This window comes from Citrobacter braakii, assembly GCF_009648935.1.
In the GTDB taxonomy this organism is placed as follows: domain Bacteria; phylum Pseudomonadota; class Gammaproteobacteria; order Enterobacterales; family Enterobacteriaceae; genus Citrobacter; species Citrobacter braakii.
The window spans coordinates 1,515,619-1,530,234 of record NZ_CP045771.1; the positions used below are offsets into that span (position 1 = coordinate 1,515,619).

General features: G+C 52.2%; 13 protein-coding genes, 1 tRNA gene and 1 pseudogene. 11 read left to right on the forward strand and 4 right to left on the reverse strand.

Annotated features, from left to right (window positions below):
- The first annotated feature begins 8 nt into the window (after positions 1-8).
- The 3 genes from rpmA (at position 9) to cgtA (ending at position 2,547) form a co-directional block, all read left to right on the forward strand.
- Entirely contained in the window at positions 9-266 is a 258-nt protein-coding gene (gene rpmA, locus GFC06_RS07105; protein WP_003025030.1) for a 50S ribosomal protein L27, read from the forward strand.
- Positions 267-393: 127 nt separating this feature from the next.
- Positions 394-1,359 (forward strand): DMT family transporter, encoded by a 966-nt coding sequence (locus tag GFC06_RS07110; RefSeq protein ID WP_016154677.1) that lies wholly within the window; start codon positions 394-396, stop codon positions 1,357-1,359.
- 15 nt (positions 1,360-1,374) lie between these two features.
- On the forward strand, positions 1,375-2,547 hold the full coding sequence (gene cgtA, locus GFC06_RS07115; protein WP_016154676.1) for an Obg family GTPase CgtA: 1,173 nt from the start codon (positions 1,375-1,377) through the stop codon (positions 2,545-2,547).
- 95 nt (positions 2,548-2,642) lie between these two features.
- On the opposite strand, the gene dacB is transcribed toward cgtA, so the two are convergent.
- On the reverse strand, positions 2,643-4,076 hold the full coding sequence (gene dacB / locus GFC06_RS07120) for a serine-type D-Ala-D-Ala carboxypeptidase (RefSeq protein WP_153689978.1): 1,434 nt from the start codon (positions 4,074-4,076) through the stop codon (positions 2,643-2,645).
- A 248-nt stretch (positions 4,077-4,324) separates the two neighbouring features.
- On the opposite strand from dacB, the gene greA reads away from it, so the two are divergent.
- Positions 4,325-4,801: a transcription elongation factor GreA gene (gene greA, locus GFC06_RS07125; RefSeq protein ID WP_016154674.1), complete on the forward strand. Its 477-nt coding sequence runs from the start codon at positions 4,325-4,327 to the stop codon at positions 4,799-4,801.
- 153 nt (positions 4,802-4,954) lie between these two features.
- Here greA and yhbY read toward each other — a convergent pair whose 3' ends face one another.
- Positions 4,955-5,248, reverse strand: a complete 294-nt coding sequence (yhbY, locus tag GFC06_RS07130; RefSeq protein WP_003025016.1) for a ribosome assembly RNA-binding protein YhbY — start codon at positions 5,246-5,248, stop codon at positions 4,955-4,957.
- 125 nt (positions 5,249-5,373) lie between these two features.
- Here yhbY and rlmE point away from each other — a divergent pair, with 125 nt between their 5' ends.
- From rlmE to glmM, 4 genes are all read left to right on the forward strand, one after another.
- Positions 5,374-6,003, forward strand: coding sequence for a 23S rRNA (uridine(2552)-2'-O)-methyltransferase RlmE (gene rlmE / locus GFC06_RS07135; RefSeq protein ID WP_003025015.1), 630 nt, complete (start codon positions 5,374-5,376; stop codon positions 6,001-6,003).
- 99 nt (positions 6,004-6,102) lie between these two features.
- Positions 6,103-8,037, forward strand: a complete 1,935-nt coding sequence (gene ftsH, locus GFC06_RS07140; RefSeq protein WP_019077783.1) for an ATP-dependent zinc metalloprotease FtsH — start codon at positions 6,103-6,105, stop codon at positions 8,035-8,037.
- A gap of 98 nt (positions 8,038-8,135) precedes the next feature.
- Positions 8,136-8,984, forward strand: a complete 849-nt coding sequence (folP, locus tag GFC06_RS07145) for a dihydropteroate synthase (protein ID WP_103767066.1) — start codon at positions 8,136-8,138, stop codon at positions 8,982-8,984.
- Positions 8,977-10,314, forward strand: a complete 1,338-nt coding sequence (glmM, locus tag GFC06_RS07150) for a phosphoglucosamine mutase (protein ID WP_047499736.1) — start codon at positions 8,977-8,979, stop codon at positions 10,312-10,314. The genes folP and glmM overlap by 8 nt, the downstream gene beginning before the upstream one ends.
- A 44-nt stretch (positions 10,315-10,358) precedes the next feature.
- On the opposite strand, the gene dcuC is transcribed toward glmM, so the two are convergent.
- On the reverse strand, positions 10,359-11,825 hold the full coding sequence (dcuC, locus tag GFC06_RS07155) for a C4-dicarboxylate transporter DcuC (RefSeq protein WP_016157568.1): 1,467 nt from the start codon (positions 11,823-11,825) through the stop codon (positions 10,359-10,361).
- 10 nt (positions 11,826-11,835) lie between these two features.
- The gene (gene iadA / locus GFC06_RS07160; protein ID WP_016154669.1) at positions 11,836-12,969 is read right to left on the reverse strand and encodes a beta-aspartyl-peptidase; all 1,134 of its coding nucleotides are present in this window, start codon (positions 12,967-12,969) and stop codon (positions 11,836-11,838) included.
- Positions 12,970-13,117: 148 nt separating this feature from the next.
- Between iadA and GFC06_RS07165 the strand changes: the two are divergent.
- The 3 genes and pseudogenes from GFC06_RS07165 (at position 13,118) to GFC06_RS07175 (ending at position 14,606) form a co-directional block, all read left to right on the forward strand.
- Positions 13,118-14,010 (forward strand): annotated as a pseudogene (locus GFC06_RS07165) (LysR family transcriptional regulator).
- A 167-nt stretch (positions 14,011-14,177) separates the two neighbouring features.
- The gene (gene secG / locus GFC06_RS07170) at positions 14,178-14,510 is read left to right on the forward strand and encodes a preprotein translocase subunit SecG (protein ID WP_003025000.1); all 333 of its coding nucleotides are present in this window, start codon (positions 14,178-14,180) and stop codon (positions 14,508-14,510) included.
- A gap of 9 nt (positions 14,511-14,519) precedes the next feature.
- Positions 14,520-14,606: transfer RNA gene (locus tag GFC06_RS07175), tRNA-Leu, on the forward strand.
- Positions 14,607-14,616 lie beyond the last annotated feature (10 nt).

Genomic DNA, 14,616 nt, shown 5'->3' on the forward strand with positions numbered 1-14,616 from the left:
CAGATTAAATGGCACATAAAAAGGCTGGCGGCTCGACTCGTAACGGTCGCGATTCAGAAGCTAAACGTCTGGGCGTAAAACGCTTCGGCGGTGAAACAGTTCTGGCTGGTAGCATCATCGTTCGTCAACGTGGTACTAAATTCCACGCTGGTTCCAACGTTGGTTGCGGCAAAGACCACACTCTGTTTGCTAAAGCAGACGGTAAAGTGAAATTTGAAGTGAAAGGCCCGAAAAACCGTAAATTCATCAGCATCGTTGCTGAATAAGTTTTTCGCGTCCCGGTAACGGATAAAAGCCCCGCAACACGTTGCGGGGCTTTTTACATTCGACGGCCGGTAAATACGCTCGTCGCGCCGTGATAACCCGGAAACGAGCCCTTGCAGGGAATACGGCATGAAGCAGCAGGCAGGTATTGGTATTCTGTTAGCACTCACAACGGCAGTATGTTGGGGCGCTTTGCCAATAGCGATGAAGCAAGTGCTGGAGGTGATGGAGCCTCCTACCGTGGTGTTCTACCGTTTTTTAATGGCAAGCATTGGCCTTGGCGCTATTCTTGCGGTTAAAAAAAAGCTCCCCCCGTTGCGTATTTTTCGCAAAGCGCGTTGGCTGATACTGTTGGCTATCGCTACCGGTGGGTTGTTCGGTAACTTCATTCTGTTTAGTTCATCCTTGCAATATTTGAGCCCAACGGCTTCGCAGGTTATCGGTCAGCTGTCACCGGTTGGTATGATGATTGCCAGCGTCTTTATCCTGAAAGAAAAGATGCGCGGTACGCAGGTGATTGGCGCCATTATGCTTCTGAGCGGTCTGGTTCTGTTTTTTAATACCAGTCTGATCGAAATTTTTACCCGTCTCACCGATTACACCTGGGGCGTTATCTTTGGTGTTGGTGCGGCGATGGTCTGGGTGAGCTATGGGGTCGCGCAAAAGGTGTTATTGCGCCGTCTGGCATCACCGCAGATCCTGTTTTTACTGTACACTTTATGTACGATTGCGTTGTTGCCGTTGGCTAAACCCGGTGTCATCACGCAGCTCAGTGACTGGCAGCTGGCATGCCTTGTATTCTGCGGCCTGAATACGCTGGTAGGATACGGTGCTCTCGCGGAAGCGATGGCGCGTTGGCAGGCGGCACAGGTGAGCGCCATTATTACGCTCACTCCGCTGTTTACGTTGTTATTTTCAGATTTATTATCACTGGCCTGGCCCGATTTCTTCGCCAGACCGATGCTAAACCTATTAGGTTATCTCGGTGCGTTTATCGTGGTTGCGGGCGCGATGTATTCCGCCATTGGTCATCGAATTTGGGGCGGTTTACGTAAGCATGAAACGGTGGTTTCGCAGCCCCGCTCAGGCGAATGATTTACGGAGAGTAAAATGAAGTTTGTTGATGAAGCATCGATTCTGGTCGTTGCAGGTGATGGCGGTAATGGTTGCGTCAGCTTCCGCCGCGAAAAGTACATCCCAAAAGGCGGTCCGGACGGTGGAGACGGTGGTGACGGTGGTGACGTTTGGCTGGAAGCCGACGAAAACCTGAACACGCTGATCGATTACCGTTTTGAAAAATCATTCCGTGCGGAACGTGGACAGAATGGCGCGAGCCGTGATTGCACCGGCAAGCGTGGTAAAGATGTCACGATTAAAGTGCCTGTAGGTACGCGTGTAATCGATCAGGGCACGGGCGAAACCATGGGCGACATGACCAAACACGGTCAGCGTCTGATGGTCGCTAAAGGCGGCTGGCACGGTCTGGGCAACACCCGTTTCAAATCCTCGGTCAACCGTACTCCGCGTCAGAAAACGATGGGTACACCGGGCGATAAACGCGATTTGATGCTGGAGCTGATGCTGCTGGCGGACGTGGGGATGCTGGGCATGCCAAACGCCGGTAAATCGACGTTTATCCGTGCGGTGTCCGCGGCGAAGCCGAAAGTCGCTGACTATCCGTTCACCACCCTGGTTCCGAGCCTGGGTGTGGTGCGTATGGACAACGAAAAGAGCTTCGTGGTTGCCGACATTCCGGGGCTGATTGAAGGCGCGGCTGAGGGCGCAGGCTTGGGTATCCGCTTCCTGAAACACCTGGAACGTTGCCGCGTACTGCTACACCTCATTGATATCGATCCGATTGACGGTTCCGATCCGGTTGAAAATGCCCGTATCATTATTGGCGAGCTTGAAAAATACAGCCAGGATCTGGCGTCTAAACCGCGTTGGTTAGTGTTCAACAAAATTGATTTGCTGGACAAGGCTGAAGCGGAAGAGAAAGCGAAAGCGATCGCCGAAGCGTTGGGCTGGGAAGGTAAATATTACCTGATCTCCGCCGCCAGCCAGTTGGGCGTGAAGGATCTCTGCTGGGATGTGATGACCTTTATCATCGAGAACCCGATTGTTCAGGCTGAAGAAGCGAAACAGCCAGAGAAAGTCGAGTTCATGTGGGATGATTATCACCGCCAGCAACTCGCTGAAGTCGAAGACGAAGCAGAAGATGACTGGGATGACGATTGGGACGAAGACGACGAAGAAGGCGTTGAGTTCATCTACAAGCGTTAATCACATTAAAAACCCCGGCCATGTTGCCGGGGTTTTGTTTCCAGGTTTCAGAAGGTCGGATTAGGTGCGTTAGCGCTGCCATCCGGCAAACATACTCAGTTATTCTGATAAATATCCTTGTATAACCGGCTTTCGAAGCGGACCAGTGGAATACGGCGATTACGCTGATCAGCTGGCTCTACCGCATAACCAGACAGATACTGCACAAATGCCATGCGCTGACCGCTTGCCGTGGTGATGAAGCCTGCCAGGTTATAGACCCCCTGCAGTGAGCCTGTCTTCGCCGATACTTTGCCATCTACGCCAGCCTGATGCAGACCCGCACGGTATTGCAAAGAGCCGTCATGGCCTGCCAGCGGCAGCATGGTGATAAAGTTCAGCTCGTTATCGTGCTGAGCGATATATTGCAGCACCTGCATCATGGTCGCCGGGGCAATCAGGTTATGGCGCGAGAGACCAGAACCGTCGGCAATAATGGTGTTGCCAATATTAACGCCCGCCTGCTGACGCAGAATCTGGCGTACGGCATCAGAACCTGCTCGCCAGGTACCTGGCACGTTAAATCGTGCATGGCCAATCATACGGAAAACGGTATCGGCAATCATGTTGTCCGATTTTTTCAGCATAATCTTAAGCAGGTCGTGCAGCGGCGCCGACTGCTTACTGGCTACCACGGTCCCCGGCTCGTTGACCAGCGTCTGGCGCAGCAGAGTCCCGCTGTAAGTGATACCAGCTTGTTTTAGCTCATCTTTGATAATCGCCCCGGCATAGCTGGCGCCGTCCTGAATAGCGAATGCCAGCGGCAGCGGATCGGCTCGTTGGGGCAGGCATCCGGTCAACGTAAAGCGGTTGAGATCGCCTGGAACCACGTCCAGTTCACAATATTGCGCTTCGGCAGAGCCACGAGCGAGAGTACGCACCTGACTGAACATGGTGACCGGGTAGTAAGATGCCACGCGGATAAAGGCGAGATCGTTAGGTTTTTGCGCGCTATAGAGTGAAACCGAGAAACAGTTACGATCGACAATGGCTGCCGCGGGCGGTGCGCTAAAACACTGCGTCATGTCGTTCCAGGGCCAACCAGGTGCTTTATCATGGCTGGCGAAAATGGAGGTGTCGATCATGACATTTCCGGCAATTTGCGTCACGCCTGATTTTTTCAGGGTTGCCACCATATTGCGAATATCCTGACGTTTTAGCGTCGGATCGGCACCAAATCGCGCCACTAAGTCACCTTTCAAAACGCCGCCTTCCACGTTGCCTTTAGTCTCAAGCGTGGTGGTAAAACGAAAGTCAGGCCCGAGCTGAATCAATGCCGCCAGCGCGGTGATCACTTTCTGTGTACTGGCCGGCAGCGCCATCTGCTGGCTATGGTAATCAATAGCAGGAGCAGGTGCGCCAACCTTCTGTACCATAAGGGCGAGGTTGGCCCCGGCAGGGAGCTGATTGATATACTCGTCGACGTTCGCAGCCTGAACGCTGAACGCTATACTGGCAGTCAATCCAATGGTAAATCTGGAAAATCGCATAATCTCGCGCTAACAACCTGGAAACAGGCCGTCATACTACGGCGCAACGCCCCAAAAAGTAAACGATGACCCATAGGGAACTCCAGGGTAAAATGATCATCAAATAGAGAATTGTAGCTGACCTGGGACCCTGAGCCCCGGGTCGGTATTTTTTTGCTTCTGACTCTGGCATGGCGTATGCCAGAGTGGGCTTAGCAGCCGGGGTGAGAGCAGCCGCCCCCTACAGGAATGTTCAAGAGGTATAACAAATGCAAGCTATCCCAATGACCTTACGTGGTGCTGAAAAACTGCGCGAAGAACTGGATTTTCTGAAATCGGTGCGCCGTCCTGAAATCATTGCCGCTATCGCAGATGCGCGCGAGCATGGCGACCTGAAAGAAAATGCAGAGTATCACGCGGCGCGCGAACAGCAGGGTTTCTGCGAAGGGCGCATTAAAGATATCGAAGCTAAACTGTCCAACGCGCAGGTTATCGACGTCACAAAAATGCCGAACAATGGTCGCGTAGTTTTCGGCGCGACGGTTACCGTGCTGAATCTCGATAACGACGAAGAGCAGACCTGGCGTATTGTCGGCGATGATGAAGCCGATTTTAAACAGAACCTGATTTCGGTGAACTCGCCTATTGCTCGTGGCCTAATCGGTAAAGAGCAGGATGACGTGGTGGTTATTAAAACGCCGGGCGGTGAAGTTGAATATGAAGTAACGAAGGTAGAATACCTGTAATTCGCATCTTGGTTAAGATGTTGATACATTGTAAAGAAAGGAAAAAGGCCGCTTAGCGGCCTTTTATCAACGAAGAGAGCGTGGCATTTTGCTCTCCTGCTAGCGGAAAATCCCGCGTTTTACACAAACTTCGTGTGCAACTTTGGGATATTCTTAGCGTGGCAGCGAGATTTTACGTTCTTTAGTCGGGCGATACAGTACCAGCGTTTTACCGATGACCTGTACATTGCAGGCGCCGGTTTCGCGTACGATAGCTTCCACGATCAAGGTTTTAGTATCGCGATCTTCCGAGGCGATTTTCACCTTGATAAGTTCATGGTGCTCTAACGCTTGTTCAATCTCGGCCAGTACCCCTTCGGTCAAACCATTGTTGCCAAGCATAACTACAGGCTTGAGCGGATGTGCCAGACCTTTCAGGTGCTGTTTTTGTTTAGTACTCAGATTCATCGTATATTTTTGCTTACGTTGGGATTGAAAACGGGTCATTCTACCGCCATCTCCCATATATCACCAAATAGCTGTGTAGAAATTTACACCATTGGTTACGATGAACTGCCCTTTGGGAATGTGAAATGACAGGTAAAAAGCGTTCTGCCAGCTCGAGTCGCTGGCTTCAGGAACACTTTAGCGATAAATATGTTCAGCAGGCGCAGAAAAAGGGGTTACGTTCCCGTGCCTGGTTTAAACTTGATGAAATACAGCAAAGTGACAAAATTTTTAAACCGGGGATGACGATTGTTGATCTCGGTGCTGCACCCGGTGGCTGGTCGCAATATGCGGTTACGCAGATCGGCAACACTGGCCGCATTATCGCTTGCGATCTTTTACCTATGGATCCAATCGTTGGTGTGGACTTCCTTCAGGGCGACTTTCGTGATGAATTAGTCCTGAAAGCGTTACTTGAACGCGTAGGTGACAGTAAAGTACAAGTTGTCATGTCTGATATGGCGCCAAATATGTGTGGAACACCGGCGGTGGATATTCCCCGGGCCATGTATCTGGTAGAGCTGGCGCTTGGAATGGCTCGTGATGTATTAGCGCCAGGTGGTAGTTTTGTAGTGAAGGTGTTCCAGGGCGAAGGTTTCGATGAGTATCTAAGAGAGATTCGCTCCCTGTTTACGAAGGTCAAAGTTCGTAAGCCGGACTCTTCTCGCGCCCGTTCGCGTGAAGTGTATATTGTAGCGACCGGGCGTAAACCATAATCGGTAGATTTCAAACGAAAGTTTGAAAGAAACTGGATATAGAGTATCCTGACGCTGTTTTTAACACAGTTGTAATATGAGGTTAATCCCTTGAGTGACATGGCGAAAAACCTAATTCTCTGGCTGGTCATTGCCGTTGTGCTGATGTCAGTATTCCAGAGCTTTGGGCCCAGCGAGTCTAATGGCCGTAAGGTTGATTACTCTACCTTCCTGCAAGAGGTCAATCAGGACCAGGTTCGTGAAGCGAAGATCAACGGACGTGAGATTAACGTTACCAAGAAAGATAGTAACCGTTACACGACCTACATTCCGGTTAACGATCCGAAGCTGCTTGATAACCTGCTGACCAAAAACGTCAAGGTTGTTGGTGAACCGCCTGAAGAGCCGAGCCTGCTGGCTTCTATCTTCATTTCCTGGTTCCCAATGCTGCTGCTGATTGGTGTCTGGATCTTCTTCATGCGTCAAATGCAGGGCGGTGGTGGCAAAGGTGCCATGTCGTTCGGTAAGAGCAAAGCGCGCATGCTGACGGAAGATCAGATCAAAACGACTTTTGCAGACGTTGCTGGTTGCGACGAAGCAAAAGAAGAAGTTGCTGAGCTGGTTGAGTATCTGCGCGAACCGAGCCGTTTCCAGAAGCTGGGCGGTAAAATCCCGAAAGGCGTCCTGATGGTCGGTCCTCCGGGTACAGGTAAAACCTTGCTGGCGAAAGCTATCGCAGGTGAAGCGAAGGTTCCTTTCTTCACCATTTCCGGTTCTGATTTCGTGGAAATGTTCGTGGGTGTCGGTGCATCTCGTGTACGTGACATGTTCGAACAAGCCAAGAAAGCGGCACCGTGCATCATCTTCATCGATGAAATCGACGCCGTAGGCCGCCAGCGTGGTGCAGGTCTGGGCGGTGGTCACGATGAACGTGAGCAGACGCTGAACCAGATGCTGGTTGAGATGGACGGCTTCGAAGGTAACGAAGGCATTATCGTTATCGCGGCAACTAACCGTCCGGACGTTCTTGACCCTGCGCTGCTGCGTCCAGGCCGTTTCGACCGTCAGGTTGTGGTTGGTCTGCCGGATGTCCGCGGTCGTGAACAGATCCTGAAAGTGCATATGCGTCGCGTACCGCTGTCTCCGGATATCGATGCGGCAATCATTGCACGTGGTACGCCAGGCTTCTCCGGTGCTGATCTCGCGAACCTGGTCAACGAAGCGGCGCTGTTTGCTGCTCGTGGCAACAAGCGTGTTGTATCGATGGTTGAATTCGAGAAAGCGAAAGACAAAATCATGATGGGTGCGGAACGTCGCTCCATGGTGATGACGGAAGCGCAGAAAGAATCTACCGCGTACCACGAAGCAGGCCACGCGATTATCGGTCGCCTGGTACCGGAACACGATCCGGTGCACAAAGTGACGATTATCCCGCGCGGTCGTGCGCTGGGTGTGACCTTCTTCCTGCCTGAAGGCGACGCTATCAGCGCCAGCCGTCAGAAACTGGAAAGTCAGATCTCCACGCTGTACGGCGGTCGTCTGGCCGAAGAGATCATCTACGGTGTTGAACATGTTTCTACCGGTGCGTCGAACGACATTAAAGTTGCGACTAACCTGGCGCGTAACATGGTTACTCAGTGGGGCTTCTCCGAGAAACTCGGTCCGTTGCTGTACGCTGAAGAAGAAGGCGAAGTGTTCCTGGGACGTTCTGTGGCGAAAGCTAAACATATGTCCGATGAAACGGCTCGTATTATCGATCAGGAAGTTAAACTGCTGATTGAGCGTAACTATGACCGTGCGCGTCGTCTGCTGAACGAAAACATGGACATTCTGCACTCGATGAAAGATGCGCTCATGAAATATGAGACCATCGATGCGCCGCAGATTGATGATCTGATGGCTCGCCGCGAGGTACGTCCGCCAGCGGGTTGGGAAGAACCGGGTTCTTCTAACAACAACTCTGGCAGCACCGGCAAGCCAAGTGCGCCGCGTCCGGTTGATGAACCGCGTGCGCCGGACTCTGGCACCATGTCAGAGCAACTGGGCGACAAATAAGTTATCGTTGATGATGACCGTGTTTTAATTTAAAACCCTGGGGCTTGCCCCGGGGTTTTTCTTATTTGTATATTCAAGATGTTATCAGGGATAAAACTATGAAACTCTTTGCTCAGGGGTCTTCACTGGATCTCAGCCATCCGCACGTCATGGGGATTTTGAACGTCACGCCAGATTCCTTTTCCGATGGTGGTGCGCACAACTCTCTGGTTGAGGCGGTAAAACACGCAAACCTGATGATTAACGCCGGGGCGACTATCATTGATGTGGGTGGTGAATCCACGCGTCCAGGCGCGGCCGATGTGAGCGTGGAAGAAGAGTTGCAGCGAGTGATCCCGGTGGTGGAGGCGATTGCTCAGCGTTTTGAAGTGTGGATTTCGGTCGATACTTCAAAAGCAGAAGTGATTCGCGAGTGCGCCAGAGTCGGCGCACATATCATTAATGACATTCGCTCACTCTCGGAGCCTGGGGCGCTGGAAGCCGCAGCAGAAACCGGATTACCGGTTTGTCTGATGCATATGCAGGGTCAGCCGAAAACCATGCAGGAAGCACCAAAGTACGAGGATGTTTTTGCTGATGTAAATCGTTACTTTGTTGAACAAATAGCACGCTGCGAGCAGGCTGGAATCACAAAAGATAAATTGTTGCTCGACCCCGGGTTCGGATTCGGTAAAAATCTCACTCACAACTACACATTACTGGCACGTTTGGCTGAGTTTCATCATTTTAATCTGCCATTGCTGGTTGGGATGTCACGAAAATCAATGGTTGGCCAGTTGCTGAATGTAGGGCCATCCGAACGCCTGAGCGGTAGCCTTGCGTGTGCGGTCATTGCCGCAATGCAAGGGGCGCATATCGTTCGTGTCCATGACGTCAAAGAAACCGTAGAAGCGATGCGTGTGGTGGAAGCCACATTGTCTGCAAAGGAAAATAAACGCTATGAGTAATCGTAAATATTTTGGCACCGATGGGATCCGTGGTCGCGTAGGCGACGCCCCAATTACCCCTGACTTTGTGCTCAAACTGGGTTGGGCTGCAGGAAAAGTGCTGGCACGTCATGGTTCACGTAAAATTATTATTGGCAAAGATACGCGTATTTCTGGCTATATGCTGGAGTCCGCGCTGGAAGCGGGTTTGGCTGCCGCCGGACTGTCGGCTTCTTTCACAGGCCCAATGCCAACACCTGCCGTTGCATATCTGACGCGCACCTTCCGTGCTGAAGCCGGGATTGTTATCTCTGCTTCGCACAACCCGTACTATGACAACGGGATTAAATTCTTCTCCATCGATGGGACTAAACTGCCGGATGCGGTTGAAGAAGCTATCGAAGCCGAAATGGAAAAAGCGATCACCTGCGTGGACTCGGCTGAACTGGGTAAAGCTACCCGTATCGTTGATGCTGCCGGTCGTTATATCGAGTTTTGCAAAGGCACCTTCCCGAATGAATTGAGCCTGAGTGAGCTTAAAATCGTGGTGGATTGCGCTAATGGTGCGACGTACCATATTGCGCCAAGTGTACTGCGTGAGCTGGGCGCAAACGTGATTGCTATTGGCTGTGAGCCAAACGGTGTGAATATCAATGAAGAAGTCGGCGCTACCGACGTCCGTGCCCTACAGGCGCGTGTGATGGCGGAAAAAGCCGATCTGGGTATTGCGCTGGATGGTGACGGCGACCGCGTCATTATGGTTGACCACGAAGGCAATAAGGTCGATGGCGATCAGATCATGTACATCATTGCCCGTGAAGCCCTGCGTCAGGGGCAACTGCGCGGTGGCGCGGTAGGCACGCTGATGAGCAATATGGGCCTCGAGCTGGCCCTGAAACAGTTGGGTATTCCGTTTGCCCGTGCGAAAGTCGGCGACCGCTACGTACTGGAAAAAATGCAGGAAAAAGGCTGGCGTATCGGTGCTGAAAACTCAGGCCATGTGATCCTGCTGGACAAAACCACCACCGGTGACGGTATTGTTGCAGGTCTGCAGGTACTGGCGGCGATGGTGCGCAACCATATGAGTTTGCACGACCTGTGCAGCGGCATGAAAATGTTCCCGCAACTGCTGGTTAACGTACGTTACACCGCAGGTAGCGGCGATCCGCTGGAACATGAAAACGTGAAAGCGGTGATGGCTGAAGTTGAAGCTGCACTGGGCAATCGCGGACGTGTTCTGCTGCGTAAGTCAGGTACAGAACCGTTAATTCGCGTGATGGTTGAAGGTGAAGATGAAGCTCAGGTGACTGAATTCGCTCACCGTATTGCCGATGCCGTCAAAGCGGTGTAATCACTAAAGACAGTGAAAACCGGAGTCTGGGACTCCGGTTTTTTTTACTGTACGGGAAGCGACTGTTTATGTCGGCGCTGCCAGAAGTAACCACCGATCATTAATATTACAAGGACTGCCAGCCACGGCAGAACCGCCAGCAAATGCCCTGACCGGGCAAAGGTCAGCGCAATCATCAGTAACCAACCGCCCAGCATCGGAATCGCGGTGCGCTTAACAATGTCCACAGGCGAGACGCCTGCAATTCCCGCGATAGCAATGATGACGCCGGCAATGGGGGATAACGTACGACCAATCCCCGCCGATATCTGGATAGGCAACATCATGACTGCGATGTCGCTACCGATATGACGGCTGATGTCCGGTACCATCGGGGCGAAGGAGAAAAACGCCGCATTTCCGGAGCCCATTAGCGCTGAAATTGCAAAGGTGATAAGGGTCATCAGCAGGATAATAGAGGCGGCGCTGAGGCCAAATTCACCGGAAAGCGACAGCAGCGCATCGACGGCGCCAATGGCTTTCAGTCCGGCTGAAAAGACTTCACCGGCGATAATCAGCGTGACGACGGTAGCAAAAACGCTGCCCATGCTGTCGAAGACTTTTTGTACGCCTGCCATCACCTCGCGCGCCTTACGATGACGGCAATACTCACAAACCAGGGTAATGGCGAGGCTTATCAGTACGGCGGTATCCAGCGTAATTTTGAGCGAACTGAATACTAAATCACTGCACACCAGCATCAACACCAGAGGTAGCATGGGCAGAAAAAGCCAGGCGATCGGTGCTTCAGTTTCATCGGTCGACGTTAATGTCTGCATCTGCTGAGCCACACCGTCACTGCTTTCCCGATGGTCGAAAAAGCGTTGCACAACAATATGTAACAGGGCGATGAACAGAATAACGGGGACGACGATCGGCAACTGATCCTGCACGAAATAGTTCACCACCTCGATGCCTGCGGTTTTGGCGGCGAGAACCGAGTTGCCGGAACCTGGACCAAATTCAACCGCACAGGTACTGGCGATAACGGCGGCAACGGCAGCGCGGCTACAGCCAAGACGGGTCAGCAGCGGGTAGAGCGTCGCCATCAACAGCAGACCCAGCCCGGTGGCGCTGCTGATAAACAGCGACAGGAATTGACCCAGCAACAGCGCCAGCCCCAACAGCAGATACGGTGAGTTCAGGCGTTGCAAAGGGCGAGACGTCACCCGAACCAGCACCTGGCTTGCGCCAATGGCCGACATATATGTAGCGAAACCACCAATCAGCATAATTTGCAGCCCAAGGCCGCCGAGGCGCACGCTCAGGGTATCGCGAATAAACTCAAAGGCATCAAAGGGGCCGAATCCGGTGCTTTTTTTCACCAGGTCACTGAGCGTGGTCATCCCGCTAAAATGCGCGATAAGCAGCAGCACAATCCCGGTCAACAGCAACACTGACTGGGGATGATACTTTTTGAGGATCAGACGTCCGGCAAAAATGATGGCAATTAGCGCCAATAATAATGACATTCTTGCCCCCTTACTCGAAGTTGCCAGTAACCAGGCACTCGCCATCCCGCAGCAACGGCTTACCCGCAGCGAACAGATGGGCCAGCGAGAGGTCATCATTGAGTACACAGATATCGGCACGTTCCCCGGCGCAGAGCACGCCGCCGGAAATACCCAACGAGCGCGCAACGTTTGCCGTCAACATCGCGATCGCTTGTGGCACCGGGATCCCCACATCAATCAGACGAGGAAGAAGATTAAGGTTACCAGCGACCGGTGCCGCGCTTAAGCCTTCCACAATACCCTGGGCGTTAAAGCGCGGAACGCTGCCATTACCATCAGAGCTGATCGTGATGCGATCGGCTGGAACCTGGGCTTCCAGAGCGTGGAGGATTGCCTGCTCCTGAGGCATAAAGCGACTACCGCCAGACGTAACGTCGATATGGCCGCCACGATGAGCGAACGCAATCGCCTGTTCGAACAAGGGCGCTGTTCTCGCAACATGGGTCGGTGAAATGTGGTGAATCGGAATGCCTGCATCACACAGCTCAATAAGCTGTGACATCCCTTCAGGCAGATTCCCCAGATGTACATGCAGTAACCCTTTTTTGCCTGCCAGCAGGGAAGCCACACGGATATCGCTTACTATTCTCAGCAATTCCTGGAAAGAGGGGTAAGAACCACGGTGATCGGCGAGGGCGATTTTGACGCCAAGAATCGCCGGAATGAAGGTCATGTCATCGCGGATGGATCGCGTAATGGTTGGGCTGGGTACCGCGTAGGCTCCCGTATGCATAAATGCGCGTAATCCCTCAAGGTTGAGAGACTGCATTTTGGCGTAGAGGTCTTTGGGCGAACGAGAAATGGCATCGGTACCTAACACGCCGACAACCGTGGTAATACCTGCCTGAATCAGATCGCGTAGCTTGACGGCTGGCGTTCGGCTGGCAAATCCAGCCTCGCCACCGCCACCGGTAAGATGGACATGCTGATCGATTATGCCTGGGATAACCCATTTGCCATGACAATCGATGACCTCGTCGACGCCATCAAACAGGGAAATATCTTTTTCTACCGCCACAATTCGGTCGGCATGAATGAGCAGGGAGCAGAGGCCTAAATCCTCGGGAGAAAAAACACGGGCATTGGTCAATAAAGTAAACATATCGGTCCTGTCAAACGTCGTGGGTGAGAGTCGGCAGGTGAAAAGGAATATTGTTGTTATGATGCCCACCATAAAGCCATTACTATAACTATGACTATTACCGATTTGGTATTGGAGGATGCGGTTATGGCATGGTGGAGAGTTCAACGTGGATTGTAAGTGGCTGGAAGATTTTCTGGCATTGAGTCAGCATGGAAACTACTCTCAGGCCGCGGCGCAGCGGCATATTACTCAACCCGCACTCAGTCGGCGTATAAAGGCGCTGGAAGAGGTGTTAGGGGTGCCGTTGTTTGACCGGACCACGACCCCCGTTACGCTGACACGCTATGGTGAACGCTTTGAACCCTATGCCCGGCACGTCCTCAGTACACTAACAGAGGCGCGCCACGAGCTATCGGCGATGACGCCAGCAACGGACAATACGCTGGTGATGGTTAGCCTGCATACGCTGTCGGTGAATATCCTGCCGGATATGATCAACTATCTGCGACAGAGCGAACCGCAGTTAAATTTTACGGTTAATGCCAGTATTCAGGGGATAGACAACCATTTTAACGCCTTGATAGATCGGCAAATCGATCTGCTGGTGACCTACGATTTACCGTCTTCGCAGCCGGGGCTGGAGATTGCCGGAGGGTTAAAACGTTCACTATGGCGGTATGAGCGATTTATACCGGTTATTTCTGCGCAGTTGGCTAATGCGCTTAACGATCCGCATGTGCCGATCCCATGGCTATGCTATAGCGACTACACCTTTGTCAGACGCATTATTGAGCCAGCTGAACAACGTGTCCGCCCACGTCTGAAAAAAGTGTTTGAGAGTGGTTTAAGCGAAACGATACGAGAATGGTGCTGCGGCATATGGGAATGGCATGGTTACCCGAATCGATGGTGGCGGAAGAGTTGGTGAACCAGCAAATTATTCACTGCTGGCCAGAAAACGCTGACCTGATTTGTGAAATCCCCGTTGTGGTATGGGCGAATCTTGACGATCAACGCGCCGTCATGCAGAGATGCTGGGAGAAGTTGCTGCGTTTTTGATTGATGTGGCGATTTTTTCCGCAGTTGATACAATGCCAACAAATTGCCCTTGCGAAGGTTATTCGCTTTGGTTAGTATTCACACCCGCTTCAGTGGGAAACAGTAAACATTCCCGCTTTAATGGTCGAAGCATTGTACGCGGCAACTCCGCAAGGAACAGGTTGATTATGCACGAAGCTCTTTTAGTAGTTTTCCTTATTGTGGCAATTGGCCTGGTAGGCTTGATCATGCTGCAGCAAGGCAAAGGCGCTGATATGGGAGCCTCTTTTGGCGCAGGCGCTTCTGGTACTCTGTTTGGTTCAAGTGGTTCTGGTAACTTCATGACCCGCATGACAGCTGTATTGGGAACCTTGTTCTTCATCATCAGTCTGGTGCTGGGTAACATGAACAGCAATAAGACCAATAAAGGAAGTGAGTGGGAAAATCTGAGTGCACCGGCGAAAACCGAGCAAACTCAGCCAGCTGCTCCGGCTCAGCCGACCAGCGATATCCCACGCTAAGTATTCTGTACCGAGGTGGTGGAATTGGTAGACACGCTACCTTGAGGTGGTAGTGCCCTAACGGGCTTGTGGGTTCGAGTCCCATCCTCGGTACCAAATTCCAAAA

Coding starts and splice junctions, on each gene's coding strand:
- rpmA (WP_003025030.1), top strand. CDS start 9: ATGGCACATAAAAAGGCTGGCGGCTCGACTCGTAACGGTCGCGATTCA.
- GFC06_RS07110 (WP_016154677.1), top strand. CDS start 394: ATGAAGCAGCAGGCAGGTATTGGTATTCTGTTAGCACTCACAACGGCA.
- cgtA (WP_016154676.1), top strand. CDS start 1,375: ATGAAGTTTGTTGATGAAGCATCGATTCTGGTCGTTGCAGGTGATGGC.
- dacB (WP_153689978.1), bottom strand. CDS start 4,076: ATGCGATTTTCCAGATTTACCATTGGATTGACTGCCAGTATAGCGTTC.
- greA (WP_016154674.1), top strand. CDS start 4,325: ATGCAAGCTATCCCAATGACCTTACGTGGTGCTGAAAAACTGCGCGAA.
- yhbY (WP_003025016.1), bottom strand. CDS start 5,248: ATGAATCTGAGTACTAAACAAAAACAGCACCTGAAAGGTCTGGCACAT.
- rlmE (WP_003025015.1), top strand. CDS start 5,374: ATGACAGGTAAAAAGCGTTCTGCCAGCTCGAGTCGCTGGCTTCAGGAA.
- ftsH (WP_019077783.1), top strand. CDS start 6,103: ATGGCGAAAAACCTAATTCTCTGGCTGGTCATTGCCGTTGTGCTGATG.
- folP (WP_103767066.1), top strand. CDS start 8,136: ATGAAACTCTTTGCTCAGGGGTCTTCACTGGATCTCAGCCATCCGCAC.
- glmM (WP_047499736.1), top strand. CDS start 8,977: ATGAGTAATCGTAAATATTTTGGCACCGATGGGATCCGTGGTCGCGTA.
- dcuC (WP_016157568.1), bottom strand. CDS start 11,825: ATGTCATTATTATTGGCGCTAATTGCCATCATTTTTGCCGGACGTCTG.
- iadA (WP_016154669.1), bottom strand. CDS start 12,969: ATGTTTACTTTATTGACCAATGCCCGTGTTTTTTCTCCCGAGGATTTA.
- secG (WP_003025000.1), top strand. CDS start 14,178: ATGCACGAAGCTCTTTTAGTAGTTTTCCTTATTGTGGCAATTGGCCTG.